This window comes from Paraburkholderia phenazinium, from assembly GCF_900100735.1.
Lineage (GTDB): Bacteria > Pseudomonadota > Gammaproteobacteria > Burkholderiales > Burkholderiaceae > Paraburkholderia > Paraburkholderia phenazinia.
The window spans coordinates 147,725-162,162 of the sequence record NZ_FNCJ01000011.1 but is presented as its reverse complement, the minus strand read 5'-3'; the positions used below and the strand labels follow the sequence as shown (position 1 = coordinate 162,162).

Here is a 14,438-nt window from a genome sequence, read left to right as displayed (position 1 = left end):
AGGCGCTTCGCTTCGCCAGTTCCGTTCAGGTCTCGTCGCGGCCTTTGCTCTTCCTGATCTGCTCTTCGAACGCCAGATCGAGCTTGCTGGCCTTGCGCGGCTTCGGCGGCCCGAAGGCGTCGACGAATTTGACGAAATCGTCGAGCGTCAGCGGGTCGGAGACTTTTTTGTCGGCGCCGCTCGATTTGTCGACCAGGTAAAACAGGCCGCCGGACAGGCTGATCGCCGCAAACTGCGGATTGCCGCTGCGGGTTTTCAGCCGTTCGACGGCGTGGATGGCTCGGGTGGTGCGCATGATGGGGTACGGCTGCGGAAGAAGGGGCAACTACTGTACTGCGATTGCGAAGTAACCTCAAACGCCCATTAGCTGTTCGGCGAACCTGGCGATGACGTGCGCAAAGTCCTGAAAGTTTCTATCGCCATCGCGCGTTCGGTAAGTCTCGCGGATTTTCTCGAGGTCTTCGTCAGTTGCGGACGCAAGAAACTCGTTATCGAACATACCTGCCAAAATCGCCTCGCGCCGATTGCGCAGTGCTGCAATGTCGAGTTTAAGGAGGTCGATCATATAACGTGCGTTTTCGTCGGCCTCATTTGCAGGGAGCAAACCGCCATCCAGCGCATATCGAAAGCGGTGTTCGTAGGCAGGGTCGAGCGGCGATATGCTTCGTTTCAAATCCAGGTGCTGGCCTTTCGCGTGACCACAATGGAGAGGGAGCCTTGGCGTGAGGGCCCGGATACATGACGCATGTAGATTGCGATACTCGAGCGCGAGGTCCTCACTCGCTTCCTGAGGAACGAAGTGCTCGATATGGCTTTCTTCCAGACTGATTCTTCGGCCGCAATAGCAGCAAGTACCGCCTTGTTCTGTCAGTAGAGCAAGGTGCACGTCGCGCTTTTCTGGATTCTGTAGGTCAGGGTATGACGGAGTCCATTCTTCGTTTACCTGCTCTTTCCACGCAGCAAGAGAATCAGGCTCTCTATCTTTTGCTACAAATCTCATCGGCCGAGAACCTCTTCGCGTTTCAGCAGCGCTTCTGCACGATTCAGATCAGCGATTCCCGGTGCATTGTTTCGCAAGTTGGCGAGCATTTGTCGTGCGGCGTCGAGCTCATTTCGTTCAAGCGCCGCAAACAGTTGTTCCAGATCGCCTTTGATCTCAGTTGGTCGGGCAGACGCGTCCATGATCTCTTCAAGGACAGCGCTGGAGTCGAGTCCGTAGCTCACCTGCGGATTCGAGGCGGAACCCGCGGTGAGTACGATGATCTGCTCCGGTTGCATTTCGCTAAGTATTTGTGGCGAATGGCTTGCGACGATGAACTGGACGGACGGGAAGGCTGCTTGCAATCCTCGCGTCAGGGACCGCTGCCACTTCGGATGCAAATGCATGTCGAGCTCGTCGATAAGTACGATCCCGGGCGTCTGAGTCATGACTTCTTGGCCAAGATGCGGATTCAGTAGGCAGATCCGCCTCGCAATGTCCGAGATCAGGCCGATAATTGCTTTTTGGCCATCGCTGAGATTTTCGAATATCGTGGGACGTCGTTCGGACAGCGCAGGCTGCTTCCATTCGACTAGCAGGCTCTTCTCTCGCATGTCGTATTTGACGCCTTCTGCTTCCTCTATAGCGTTGGAAATGGCGCTATTGACGAGTGCTAGTTCATCGTCGTGGACGTCATCAAAGGCGATGCCGGTTTCGGACGACACCTGGAAACGCTCAAGGCACTTGGAAATTACCCACGTGTTGAGCACGCCGGAGTCTGTGGAGGCGTCCCAGTAATTTCGATACCCGTCGGCTCGGCTGTACTTCTGAGTAGCCGCGGCCAACTCGTTATTTTGCGGCGTATTCCAGTGGCGGTTGGCACGATAGAAAGCCAGCACAGGGAGTGTTTGCCCGGGTTGGCTTGTTTCTGACTGGCCTTGGGCACGTAGCCACACGTTTCCCGGAGGTGACCCGAGCCACTCGATTGGCTTTGCCGCCGAAGCGCGCGTCACTCCCCAACTCACCGGCCTGCCGGCGAATGTTCCGCTTGCATCGACAACCACCGGATACTGCGGCTCGAACCTTAAGCGGCCTCCTGTTTCGAGCCGTTCAACGCGAATCGAGTCGGGCGCGAGTGGGGAATGAGCGTCGTTCCGAGGGCGGCGAAGTGTATAAATCCAGAAAAAGTCTCCGCGATCGCCCTTAGGAGCGAGGTTTTCCCACTGCCGTTGACCCCGATCAGCACATTGAAATTCGGCGTGAAGCAGGCCTCCAGATCACGATGGCATCGATAGTTGGTCAGTCTTACCTTATCGAATTTCATGATGATGTTTTCCGTTGCACTGCTCTATAACAATGACCTGCATCTCTCGTGGGGACTTTAGGCCGGTCGCGGACATGCCGCAGACGCATTGCAGGTTCTCGATAGATTCTACCTTTGGCGAACCGCGTCCGGTTTGTTGATATTGCTTCGCTTACTGACTCAAATACGTAAACTTCCCGTCCTTGATAATCCCCATCACGCTCGCGCGCTGATCGAGCCCGACGTGATCCTTGGCGCTGGTATTGACCACACCGTTCGGCACGACGAGTTCATGCGCGTGTTCCAGCTCATCGCGCAGCGCAACGCGAAACGCGGGGGTACCCGGTTGCGCCGTCTTCAATGCTCGCGCCACGGCATCCTGCAGACGCGGATAGACGCCCGCCGCATCGCCGGCGAACTGCGTAACCGTCCCCGGGCCGTACTTGGCCTCATACGCGTTCACGAATGCGAGCGCGGCCTTCTTCGCCGGATGATCGGCCGGCAGCGTACGCGCCACTACGACCGGCTGCGTCGGAAACAGCGTGCCTTCGACATCCTTGCCGCCGAGCTTGATGAATTCCGGCGTCGCGATGCCGTGCGTCTGGTAAATCGGGCCCTTGAAGCCACGTTCGATCAGCGTGCGCTGCGGCAGCACCGTCGGCGTCCCCGCGCCCGCGATCAGGATCGCATCGGGCTTGGCCGCCATCACCTTCAGCACCTGCCCCGTGACGCTCGCGTCGGTACGGTTAAAGCGCTCGGTGGCAACCAACTGGATATGCCGGAGCGCGGCGAACTTCGAAAACTCGTTGAGCCAGCTTTCGCCATAACCGTCCGCAAAGCCGATAAAACCCACCGTCTTGACGTTGTGGTTCGACATGTAGCGCGTCATCACGTCGGCCATCGCGCTATCGGTCTGCGCCATCTTGAAGGCCCAGATGCGCTTGCCTTCCTGCGGTTCTACGACGCTCGCCGAGCCGACCAGTGTGATCATCGGCGTCTGGCTCTCCGCGACCGGATCCAGCGCGGCCATCGCCGCCGGCGTGATATTCGGCCCGACGATCACGTCGACGTGGTCTTCGTTGATGAGCTTGTGAATGTTGCGCACCGCCGCGCCCGGGTCCGAGCCGTCGTCCAGGATGATGTAGTCGGCTTTCTGTCCGGCGATGGTGTCCGGCCACATCAGCATGGCGTTCTTGCTGGTAATGCCGATCACGGCCGCCGGGCCGGTGCTCGACAGATCGATGCCGACTTTCAGGTCGGCATGGGCAGCCGTAGCCGCAAGCAGTGCCCCGAGCACGGCCATGCCGCGCAGGGTCTTTTTATACGACGTCATCGGAGGTCTCCGTAGCAGGAAGCGGAAATTGAAGCCGCTCAAAAAACGCGCTGCAAGGGCCTGATCCCTTGGTGGCCAGGCGCGCAGCAACGGGTTTGAGCGGGCTCCTTATAGTTCGTACGTTTCGTGTTCGCCCTTGAGGGCCTGCTCGATCAGCTTGCGGTTCATGCTCGGCGACAACAGTTCGACGAGCGTATACACATAGCTGCGCAGATAGGCGCCGTTCTTGAGCGCGAGGCGCGTCACGTTGCTGCCGAACAGATGGCCGACCGGCATCGCCCGCAAATGGCGGTCGCGCTCGGCGTTAAAGGCGATGTCCGCCATGATCCCCACGCCCAAGCCCAGTTCGACGTAGGTCTTGATCACGTCGGCGTCGATCGCCTCGAGCACGATGTCCGGCGACAGCCCGCGCAGCCGGAACGCCTCGTTGATCTTGGTGCGGCCCGCAAACGCGTTGTCATACGTAATCAGCGGATATTGGGTCAGATCGTCGAGCGACAGCAGCTTCCGGTCGAGCAGCGGATGATCCGGCTGCATCACGGCGACGTGGTGCCACTGGAAGCAGGGCAGCGAGACCAGCTCCTTATAGTTAGCGATCGCTTCCGTGGCGATCGCCAGATCCGCCTGGTCGTGGATCACCATCTCGGCCACTTGCGTCGGGCTGCCTTGCAGAATCGAAAGGTGGACTTTCGGAAAACGCTTCTTGAATTCGGCGATGGCGGCCGGAAGTGAGTAGCGGGCCTGGGTGTGGGTGGCCGCGATGACGAGGTTGCCCTGGTCCTGCGCCGCGTAATCTTTACCGACGCGTTTCAGGCTCTCGACCTCCTGCAGGATCTTCTCGACCGAAGCGAGGATAATGCGCCCCGGCTCGGTCAGCGAGCGCACGCGCTTGCCGTGCCGCGTGAAGATTTCGACGCCCAACTCGTCTTCCAGCTCGATGATCGCCTTCGAGACGCCCGGCTGGCTTGTATACAGCGCCTTGGCCGCTTCCGTGAGGTTGAAGTTCTGCCGCACGGCCTCGCGCACGAAGCGGAACTGGTGCAGGTTCATATATAACCTCGTTGCATATCAAAAGAATTTTTTAGTCGTTTGAAGTATATGGGGAGTTTATTACTATTTCCCCATCTTTTTCAATATGGATATCTGTTTTTGTCATTAGCAAGTGAGCGGGGGGTCTAAAGGTCCCGCTCACCCGCACTGGCAAAGGCTGAGATCTTTGCGTGGCGCAACCGGAGCGCTGCGTGTAACGCAAACTGGGGTCCCCGAATGTACCAATACGATCAGTACGACCAGACCATCGTTGACGAACGGGTCGCGCAGTACGCCGATCAGGTTCGCCGCCGCTTGTCGGGCGAATTGAGCGAAGAGGAGTTCCGTCCGCTGCGCCTGCAGAACGGCCTGTACATGCAGCGCCATGCGTACATGCACCGCATCGCGATTCCGTACGGCAACCTGCGCAGCGACCAGATGCGCGTGCTGGCCCAGATCGCGCGCGAGCACGACCGCGGCTACGGCCACTTTTCGACGCGCTCGAACATCCAGTACAACTGGATCCAGCTCGAAGAAACGCCGGAAATCCTGCGCAAGCTCGCAGCTGTGCAGATGCACGGCATCCAGACCTCGGGCAACTGCATCCGCAACATCACCGCCGACCAGTTCGCCGGCGTCGCGCCCGACGAAGTCGTCGATCCGCGTCCGTGGGCCGAAATCCTGCGCCAATGGTCGACGTTTCACCCCGAATTCGCCTGGCTGCCGCGCAAGTTCAAGATTGCCGTGTCCGGCTCGAAGGAAGACCGTGCGGCCGTACAGATTCACGATCTGGGCGTTTATCTGAAGAAGAACGCACAGGGCGAACTGGTGGTCGACATCCTGGCCGGCGGCGGCATGGGCCGCACGCCGATCGTTGGTGCGATCATCCGCCGCGACCTGCCGTGGCAACACCTGTTGACCTACTGCGAAGCCGTGCTGCGCGTGTATAACCGCTACGGCCGCCGCGACAACATCTACAAGGCGCGCATCAAGATCCTGGTGAAGGCGTTGAGCCCGGAGAAGTTCTCGGCGCAGGTCGAAGAGGAATGGCAGCATCTGAAGGACGGCCCGTCGACGCTTACCCAAGCCGAGCTCGACCGTGTTTCGCAATACTTCCAGCCGCCGCAGTACGAAAAGCTGCCGGATACGGACGCTTCGTTCGAAAAGCATCTGCTGGAAGACCGTGGCTTTGCCCGCTGGGTCGAGCGCAATGTGCGTCCCCACAAAGTGGCAGGTTATGCTTCGGTCACGTTGTCGTTGAAGCCCACCACGATCGCCCCCGGCGACGCCACGGACACCCAGATGGAAGCCGTGGCCGACTGGGCCGACAAGTACTCGCTTGGCGAGATTCGCGTGTCGCACGAACAGAACCTGATTCTGGCGAACGTGCAGAAGCGCGATCTGTTCGAGCTGTGGGGCGAGGCCAAGGCGCAAGGTTTTGCGACGCCGAATATCGGCCTGTTGACCGACATCATCGCCTGCCCGGGCGGCGATTTCTGCTCGCTGGCCAACGCGAAGTCGATTCCGATTGCGCTGGCGATCCAGGAGCGCTTCAACGATCTGGATTACGTGTATGACCTCGGCGACGTGTCGCTGAACATCTCGGGTTGTATCAACGCTTGCGGCCACCATCACATCGGCAATATCGGCGTGCTGGGCGTCGATAAGGACGGCTCGGAGTGGTATCAGGTGACGCTCGGCGGCGAGCAGGGCAACGGCGCGACCGGTGCGCAGATCGGCCGCGTGATCGGCCCGTCGTTCGCGGCGGAAGAGATGCCGGACGTGGTGTCGAAGGTGATCGATACGTTCGCGGAGAATCGCCTTGAAGGCGAACGCTTCATCGACACGTACAACCGCATCGGCATGGCCCCGTTCAAGGAACGCGTGTACGCATCGCGTCAACCGGCTCACGCGTAACCGAGAGACAAGGAACTAGCAGATGGCTTCGATTATTAAAAACCGCGCGATCGTCAACGATGACTGGACGGTAGTGCGCGCAGCGGAAGACGGCGCCCTGCCCGCAGTGGACGCGCTGCCGGCCGGCAAGATCATTGTGCCGCTCGCCTTGTGGCAGGCTGCGCGCGAAGCGTTGAGCGCTTCGCGCAGCGCCGCTGACATCGCAGTGTGGCTCGCGCCGGACAGCGAACCGGCGGATATCGTCGGCGACTTCGACAAGATCGCGCTGATCGCCGTGGACTTCCCGGTGTTCCGCGACGGCCGCGGCTTCAGCATCGCGCGTCTGCTGCGCGAGCGCTATGGCTACAAGGGCGAGATTCGCGCGATCGGCGACGTGCTGCGCGATCAACTGACGTTCATGTTCCGCTGCGGCTTCGACGCGTATGCCGTGCGGGCCGACAAGGACCTCCACGACGCGCTGAAGGCGTTCGACGAATTCACCGTGCAGTATCAGGGCGCCGTGGATAATCCGTCGCCGCTGTTCCGCCGCCGTGAAGCGGCTGCGGCCGCGCAGAAGGCCGCGGTATGAACACCGCTGCCGAAATCAAGCCGGAACTGGCTGCGAAGATCGAGCGCCTGAACGCGCTGCTCGATTCGATCGCGGCCCGTCACGACAAGGTCAAGCTCGCCAGCAGTCTCGCGGCGGAAGACATGCTGCTCACGCACGCGATCCTGTCGCGCCAGGTGAAGATCGGCATCTTCTCGCTGAACACCGGCCGCCTGCATGCGGAAACGCTCGGCATGCTCGACCGTGTGCGCGAGCGCTACGGCTACGAGATCGAGCAGTTCCATCCGCAAGCGGCCGCGGTCGACGAATACGTCGGCTCGCACGGCGCGAACGCGTTTTACGAAAGCGTCGACCTGCGCAAGCGTTGCTGCGAGATCCGCAAGGTCGAGCCGCTCAACCGCGCGTTGTCGGACGTCAGCGCCTGGGTGACCGGACAGCGCCGCGAGCAGTCGGTGACGCGTGCCGAGTTGCACGAGGAAGAGCAGGACGCGGCGCGCAATATCGCCAAGTTCAATCCGCTTACGGACTGGACCGAAGCCGATGTGTGGGCCTATCTGACGGCGTTCGACGTGCCGGTCAACCCGCTGCATGCGCGCGGCTATCCGAGCATCGGTTGCGAGCCGTGTACGCGAGCGATCCGTCCCGGCGAGGACAGCCGGGCAGGGCGCTGGTGGTGGGAGTCGCGCGATACGAAGGAATGCGGCCTCCATATCACCACGATTCCGCTTGCAGTCGTCGGCGAAAACGCTTCTGCCTGAACGCCGAAGCCGATTGCGATTCTCGATAGAATATTTGTTTCGCGTGACGCGGGCAGCCGCTGGCGACACGAACTCACGAAGGACCCGAACATGAGCACTACGCTCGATTCCACTGTCAACGCACCGCTCACCACTACGGCGAACCGGATGGATCACCTGGACTGGCTCGAAGCTGAATCGATTCACATCCTGCGCGAACTGGTCGCCGAATGCAGCAAGCCCGCGCTGCTGTTTTCGGGCGGCAAGGACTCGGTCGTCGTGCTGCATCTGGCCTTGAAGGCATTCGGCCTCGGCGCGAACCGCAAGACCGTGCTGCCGTTCCCGCTCGTGCATATCGACACGGGCCACAACTATCAGGAAGTAATCGACTTCCGCGACCGCCGTGCCGAGGAAATCGGCGCGGAACTGGTGATTGGTCATGTCGAAGATTCGATCAAGCGCGGCACCGTGCGCCTGCGCCGCGAGACGGATTCGCGCAATGCTGCGCAAGCCGTCACGCTGCTCGAAACGATTGCAGAACATGAATTTACCGCGCTGATCGGCGGTGCCCGCCGCGACGAAGAAAAGGCCCGTGCGAAAGAGCGGATCTTCTCGTTCCGCGACGAATTCGGCCAATGGGATCCGAAGGCGCAGCGCCCGGAACTGTGGAGCCTGTACAACGCGCGTCTGCACAACGGCGAACACCTGCGCGTGTTCCCGATTTCAAACTGGACCGAACTGGACGTGTGGCAATACATCGCCCGCGAGCAGCTCGAACTGCCGTCGATCTACTACGCGCATCAGCGTGAGATCGTACGCCGCAACGGCCTGTTGGTGCCTGTTACGCCGCTCACGCCGATTCGTGAAGGCGAGACGAGCGAGGTGGCGCAAGTGCGCTTCCGCACGGTGGGCGACATTAGCTGCACCTGCCCGGTGGAAAGCGACGCCGACGATCTGGAGAAGATCATCGCCGAAACGGCCGTGACCGAAATCACGGAACGCGGCGCGACGCGGATGGACGACCAGGTCTCCGAAGCCGCGATGGAACAGCGTAAGAAGCAAGGTTATTTCTAAGCACACGACGGTAAGGACATCATGAGCATTCATCAACCGGAAGACCTCGGCGTGCTGCGCTTCATTACTGCGGGTAGCGTCGACGACGGCAAGAGCACCTTGATCGGGCGTCTGTTGTACGACAGCAAGGCGGTGCTTTCAGATCAGTTGTCGGCACTGTCGCGCGCGAAGAACAAGCGTACCGTGGGCGACGAAATCGACCTCTCGCTGCTGACCGACGGCCTCGAAGCCGAACGCGAGCAGGGCATCACGATCGATGTGGCGTATCGTTACTTCGCGACCGCGAAGCGCAAGTTCATCATCGCGGATACGCCGGGACACGAGCAGTACACGCGCAACATGGTGACGGGCGCATCGACGGCGCACGCAGCGATCATTCTGGTCGACGCGACGCGCGTCACGTTCGAAAACGGCGTGGCGCAACTGCTGCCGCAGACCAAGCGCCATAGCGCGATCGTCAAACTGCTCGGCCTGCAGCACGCGATTGTGGCGATCAACAAGATGGACCTGGTCGACTACAGCGAAACGCGTTTCAACGAAATCCGCGACGCGTACGTCGAACTTGCGCGTCAACTGGGCTTGACCGATGTGCGCTTCGTGCCGGTGTCGGCGCTGAAGGGCGACAACATCGTGACGCTGAGCGAACGCATGCCGTGGTACGGCGGCGAGCCGTTGCTGGACCTGCTCGAAGCGCTGCCGGTGGAGATTCCGACGGGCCAGGCGCTGCGCTTCCCGGTGCAGTGGGTGGCGCGCCAGGACGGCAGCCAGGCAGACGATTTCCGCGGCTACATGGGCCGGATCGAAGCGGGCGAAGTGAAGGTGGGCGACACGATCGTGGTGCTGCCGGCGAACCGCGAAGCGACGGTGGCGGAAATCATCGCCCCGGTGCCGGGCGGCACGGCGCAGGTGGAACGCGCCTTCGCGGGCCAGACGGTAACGATTCGCCTGGCGGAAGACGTGGACGTCTCGCGCGGCGACACGTTCGTGCTGCGCGCGGCGGCGCCGGAGCCGGCGAAGAAACTGGAAGCCGACCTTTGCTGGTTCGACGACACGCCTTTGTCGACGCAGCGCAAGTATCTGCTGAAGCAGACCACGAACACGGTGTTCGCGCGGATTGGTGCGATCAAGCAGGTGCTGGACGTGCATACGCTGTCGCACGCGACGGACCGTCACGATCTGACGATGAACGATATTGGCCGGGTAGCATTGACGCTGCAAAAGCCGCTGGTGTGCGACGTGTACGATTCGCACCAGGGCACGGGGGCATTCGTGCTGATCGATGAGGCGACGCACCACACGGTGGCGGCCGGGATGATCCGGGCGTTTTCGGCTTAAGGTCGTTTGCGCTTAGAATTGACGGCTGGGCCGAGTTAAGGATTGACTGCGGGGCCGCCTGAGGGATAGGCGGCGCGCTCGGGGCTTCGGACTTTGCGCGAACCGGACGAATGGGGTTGAGGCAAATGGGTAAGGTGTATCTGATCGGTGCAGGGCCGGGGGCCGCGGATCTCATCACGGTTCGGGGCGCGCGGCTGCTGGGCTTGGCGGATGTGGTGCTGCACGACGCGCTGGTCGAGCCGGCGATGCTCGAGTACGCGCCGCAAGCGCGCAAAATTGCGGTGGGCAAGCGCTGCGGTCAGCTGTCGACGGCGCAGCAGTTCATCAACAAGCAGATAGTGGATGCGGCGCAGGAGCATGACGTTGTGGTTCGCCTGAAGGGCGGCGATCCGATGTTGTTTGGGCGTGCCGATGAGGAGATGCGGGCGCTCGAGGCGGCTGGGATCGAGTATGAGGTGGTGCCGGGGATTACCGCTGCGCTGGCAAGTGCGGCCTCTTTGAAGCGGTCTTTGACGTTGCGGGGTGTTTCTCGTAGTGTTGCGCTTGCTACGCATAGCCGGGCGGCTGATACTCAGGCGATTCGTGAGCAGGTGAATGCCGATTCGTTGGTGTTTTACATGGGGCGGGATAGTGGGCCTGAGATTGCGCAGCAGTTGATCGACGCGGGGCGTGATGGCCGGACGCCTGTGGCGATTGTTGAGGCTTGCAGTACGGCTCGTGAGCGGATGCTCACACTCACGCTTGATGGGCTCGCCTGCGGCGAGGCTCAGCAGTGGCTCGATGCTTCGCAGCCTAGTCTTCTTATGATTGGGGAGGCTTTTGCTGCGCGGGATTCACAGAAGGATTCTGCTTTGGGCGCGATGCTTAGTGCGGCGTAGGTGTTGGTGGTTTGCCTGCGGCGCCTTGGTTTTGGTTGTTCGCTTATGGCGTTGGCCTTTCCTTGTTTTGTTATCGGTCTATTAGCTTCGCCCCTGTGCGGGGCGGCACTTACTTTCTTTGCCGCCGCAAAGAAAGTAAGCAAAGAAAGCGGGCTTCCAACCGCTAGCTCGTAGATGTCTCCCTCGCGCAGCTTCGTTAGTGGTCCGAAGACGAGACCTGCTCTCGCATTTCCACCGTTAGTGACACAGCGCTCATCCACCCCACTCCGCACTTCGTGCGTCGCGATTGGGTCTGCACGGGAACACCGGCAAGCCAAGATAGTTAGAATACCTACGGAGCTTGCAGGAGGGGTTATACCCTTCGGCGGGGCGCGCAGCGCAACGCTGGAACGGATGAGTGCTGTGTCACTGAGGGGGGATGTGCGAGAGCAGGTCTCGTCTTGGGCCGTTCCCGGAAGTGGACCGGGATGGCTCACTACCAACTAGCGGGGTGAGCCCGCTTTCTTTGCTTACTTTCTTTGCGGCGGCAAAGAAAGTAAGTGCCGCCCCGCACAGGGGCGAAGCTAATAGACCGATAACAAAACAAGGAAAGGCCAACACCGTAGGAACAACAGCCAAAGCAAGGCGCCGCAGGCAAACCCCGCCGAAAGCGCAAAACCCCACTAAACCTGCACTTGCCGAAGGCAATACGCAGCCACAGCCTCAAGCACACCCTCATCCTCCCCCACGGCAGTGGAGCAAAGAATCTGAACCCCAGGATGGGCATCACGACAAACCTCGAGCACCGCAGGTAAATCCCGCCTGACATGTCCACCTTGCCCAAAGAACACGGGCACGACAGTAACAGTAGAACACCCTTGAGCGACCTGCTCAGCCACAGCCGTAGGCAAATCCGGCTCCATCAACTCCAGAAACGCCAACGAAACAGGCCCGGCGGCGCCACGAGCCGCCCGCAGCTTATCAGCCAGACGAACAAACGGCTCCGCCCACCGAGAATCCCTCGCCCCATGCCCAAAAAGCACTATCCCATGCAAGGCCATGGCAAAACTCCTAATGCCGGTCGACCCACTTCAACCCGACCAACCCAAGCACGAGATACACCAACCCAGGCGTAGCCGCAGTCAAAGGCGCGGGCCAGGTATTCAACATGCCGATGTGCGAGAACAAGGTGTTGAACAACTGGAAACTCATCCCCAGCATAATCCCGCCAAACACCTTCACACCCACCACACCCGCTCGCGTATGCAGATACGCAAACGGCAACGACAGCACCAGCATCACTAACACCGCAAACGGATACAGCAGCTTTCGCCACAACGCAATCTCATACCGTTGCGTATCCTGATGGTTCTGCTGCAAATGCTCGATGTAGCGGAACAGATTGAACATCGACATATTGTCCGGCGAAACCAGCAGCACCGACAGAATCTGCGGCGTCAGTTCCGAGCGCAACGAATACTCCGGCAGCGTCGTCTGGTTCGCGCGGTACACCGGATTCAACGCGTCCTTCGGCGTGTTCGCCGCCGGCGCCACGTCCAGCAATTGCGTATCCGTCACGTCCTTCAGCAACCAGTGCCCCGGCGGCTGATATCTGCCGCTCTGCGCAATCCGCACGTTCGACAGGCGGAACTTCGAATCGAATTCGTAGATTCGCACGTCCGTAATCGTCGCGTCCGGCTGCAGCTTGCCGACGTTCACGAAGCGTGTCACCTGCTCGCCATCCGCGCGCGCCGTCAGCGTGTCCTTCACCCACACGCCCGACTCGAAGTTGGTCGACACCGCCGAACCCAACGCCTCCAGCCGCACCCGCTCCGACAACTGATCTGTATACGGTCCGATCACTTCGCCGATGACGTACGTCAGGAACACCAGCGGAATGCCGATCTTCAGCAGCGAGCGCAGTGCCTGGTTGGTTGCCAGACCCGAGACCCGGAAAATCGTGTACTCGGAGTTCGCGGCCATCTGCGCAAACACGTAGATCGAGCTGATCAGCGCGGCGACCGGAATGATTTCGTAGAAGCGCGACGGCGTTTGCAGCGCCACCCGCAGCACGGCATATTGGAACTTGTAGTTGCCGTGGCCGACCGAGTTCAGTTCGTTGATCAGGTCGAAAAAGAAGAACAGACCCGAAAACGCAAACAGGATAAAGATGAACGTAAGGTAGACCTGACGTGCGAAGTACTTTTCATAGATCCGCATCGGTCAGGCTCCCTGCGACGAACGGTGGAACATCGCCCGCGTAAATAGCGGCCGATTGCGCACGCGCAGCCAGAAAATAAACGCCACGATCGCCGCCACGATCACGTGCAGCCCGATCAGGCCAACCGGGAACGACATCTTGCCCTGCTCGATCCATGACTGCACGACGTTCAACAGGTTTGAATACGTCAGATAAATCAGCACTGCCATCACCAGGTTGATGGTGCGGCTGCGCCGCGGGTTCTGGTGGGCGAGCGGTATGGCCAGCAGCATCAGGTTCAACGCAATCAGCGGCAAGCCCGCGCGCCACGCAAACTCAGCGAGGTTGTCGCGGGTCGGGTTGCGCAGCAGTTCGAGCGTCGGTGTGCCGGTGGTGCTAGGCGTATTGACGACCGGCTGGCTCTGGATCTTCACGCCGTAGCGTTCGAACTCCATGATGCGGAAATCGGGCTTGCCCGGTTCGCCGTCGTAACGGCGGCCGTTCTCGAGCACGACGAAGCGGTCGCCGTTCTTGTGCACTTCGGTGTGTCCGGTCTTCGATACCACGACGTTGACCTTGCCGTTTTCGGTGCTCGTCACGAAGACGTTTTCGACGCGCGACTGGTCGGGCGACATCTTCTCGATGAAGAACACCCGGTGGCTCACCGCCGATTCGCGGAACTGGCCCGGCGCTAGCAGCGAGACCTCGTCGCGCTGCTGGAAGCGCGCGCGGATCAGCTTGTTCTGCTGGTTCGACCACGGCCAGCCGACGAACACGAAGAACATGATGAGGATGATGATGGGCGTCGCGAACACGCCGATCGGCTTGATGAAGCGCGTGAGGCTCACGCCCGAGGCCAGCCAGACGACCATTTCCGAGTCTCTGTACCAGCGCGTCAGGACGAACAGGATCGACACGAACAGGGTCGCGACCAGCATGATGGCCAGATAGCCGATCACGGTCAGGCCGATCAGGACCAGCACGTCGCGTGGATCGATCTCCCCGGAGGCGGCGAAGCCGACGATCCGGATCATCATCGTCGTCAGCACGAGCGTGAGGAGAACCATGAACACGGCACCAGCCGTGTACGCGAGTTCGCGCTGGAGGGAGCGTTCAAAGATCATTGT

General features: G+C 60.6%; 15 protein-coding genes. 6 read left to right on the top strand and 9 right to left on the bottom strand.

Annotation, left to right across the window (positions count from 1 at the left end; all coding sequences use genetic code 11):
• Positions 1-25: 25 nt before the first annotated feature.
• From BLQ92_RS23585 to BLQ92_RS23560, 6 genes are all read right to left on the bottom strand, one after another.
• Positions 26-295, bottom strand: a complete 270-nt coding sequence (locus tag BLQ92_RS23585; RefSeq protein ID WP_090687006.1) for a hypothetical protein — start codon at positions 293-295, stop codon at positions 26-28.
• A gap of 57 nt (positions 296-352) precedes the next feature.
• Positions 353-1,000 (bottom strand): retron system putative HNH endonuclease, encoded by a 648-nt coding sequence (locus BLQ92_RS23580; RefSeq protein WP_090687003.1) that lies wholly within the window; start codon positions 998-1,000, stop codon positions 353-355.
• Positions 997-2,043: an AAA family ATPase gene (locus BLQ92_RS23575; protein WP_208449385.1), complete on the bottom strand. Its 1,047-nt coding sequence runs from the start codon at positions 2,041-2,043 to the stop codon at positions 997-999. The genes BLQ92_RS23580 and BLQ92_RS23575 overlap by 4 nt, the downstream gene beginning before the upstream one ends.
• A gap of 20 nt (positions 2,044-2,063) precedes the next feature.
• Complete coding sequence (locus BLQ92_RS23570; protein ID WP_090686999.1) at positions 2,064-2,303, bottom strand: AAA family ATPase; 240 nt, start codon at positions 2,301-2,303, stop codon at positions 2,064-2,066.
• Between the two features lie 151 nt (positions 2,304-2,454).
• Complete coding sequence (locus BLQ92_RS23565) at positions 2,455-3,615, bottom strand: ABC transporter substrate-binding protein (protein WP_090686998.1); 1,161 nt, start codon at positions 3,613-3,615, stop codon at positions 2,455-2,457.
• A 108-nt stretch (positions 3,616-3,723) separates the two neighbouring features.
• Positions 3,724-4,665, bottom strand: a complete 942-nt coding sequence (locus BLQ92_RS23560) for a CysB family HTH-type transcriptional regulator (RefSeq protein WP_090686995.1) — start codon at positions 4,663-4,665, stop codon at positions 3,724-3,726.
• A gap of 216 nt (positions 4,666-4,881) precedes the next feature.
• Here BLQ92_RS23560 and BLQ92_RS23555 point away from each other — a divergent pair, with 216 nt between their 5' ends.
• From BLQ92_RS23555 to cobA, 6 genes are all read left to right on the top strand, one after another.
• Positions 4,882-6,561: a nitrite/sulfite reductase gene (locus BLQ92_RS23555; RefSeq protein WP_090686993.1), complete on the top strand. Its 1,680-nt coding sequence runs from the start codon at positions 4,882-4,884 to the stop codon at positions 6,559-6,561.
• Positions 6,562-6,583: 22 nt separating this feature from the next.
• Positions 6,584-7,129 (top strand): DUF934 domain-containing protein, encoded by a 546-nt coding sequence (locus tag BLQ92_RS23550; RefSeq protein WP_090686991.1) that lies wholly within the window; start codon positions 6,584-6,586, stop codon positions 7,127-7,129.
• On the top strand, positions 7,126-7,866 hold the full coding sequence (locus BLQ92_RS23545; RefSeq protein WP_090686989.1) for a phosphoadenylyl-sulfate reductase: 741 nt from the start codon (positions 7,126-7,128) through the stop codon (positions 7,864-7,866). The genes BLQ92_RS23550 and BLQ92_RS23545 overlap by 4 nt, the downstream gene beginning before the upstream one ends.
• A 90-nt stretch (positions 7,867-7,956) precedes the next feature.
• Positions 7,957-8,919, top strand: coding sequence for a sulfate adenylyltransferase subunit CysD (gene cysD, locus BLQ92_RS23540; protein ID WP_090686986.1), 963 nt, complete (start codon positions 7,957-7,959; stop codon positions 8,917-8,919).
• Between the two features lie 21 nt (positions 8,920-8,940).
• Positions 8,941-10,254, top strand: a complete 1,314-nt coding sequence (locus tag BLQ92_RS23535; RefSeq protein WP_090686984.1) for a sulfate adenylyltransferase subunit 1 — start codon at positions 8,941-8,943, stop codon at positions 10,252-10,254.
• Between the two features lie 125 nt (positions 10,255-10,379).
• Positions 10,380-11,132, top strand: a complete 753-nt coding sequence (gene cobA, locus BLQ92_RS23530) for a uroporphyrinogen-III C-methyltransferase (protein WP_090687218.1) — start codon at positions 10,380-10,382, stop codon at positions 11,130-11,132.
• Between the two features lie 662 nt (positions 11,133-11,794).
• On the opposite strand, the gene BLQ92_RS23525 is transcribed toward cobA, so the two are convergent.
• From BLQ92_RS23525 to lptF, 3 genes are read right to left on the bottom strand one after another with little or no spacing between them, the layout of a single operon-like run.
• On the bottom strand, positions 11,795-12,172 hold the full coding sequence (locus BLQ92_RS23525) for a sirohydrochlorin chelatase (RefSeq protein ID WP_090686982.1): 378 nt from the start codon (positions 12,170-12,172) through the stop codon (positions 11,795-11,797).
• A gap of 10 nt (positions 12,173-12,182) precedes the next feature.
• Positions 12,183-13,331, bottom strand: a complete 1,149-nt coding sequence (lptG, locus tag BLQ92_RS23520) for an LPS export ABC transporter permease LptG (protein ID WP_090686980.1) — start codon at positions 13,329-13,331, stop codon at positions 12,183-12,185.
• 3 nt (positions 13,332-13,334) lie between these two features.
• Complete coding sequence (gene lptF / locus BLQ92_RS23515; protein WP_090686978.1) at positions 13,335-14,435, bottom strand: LPS export ABC transporter permease LptF; 1,101 nt, start codon at positions 14,433-14,435, stop codon at positions 13,335-13,337.
• Between the last annotated feature and the right edge of the window lie 3 nt (positions 14,436-14,438).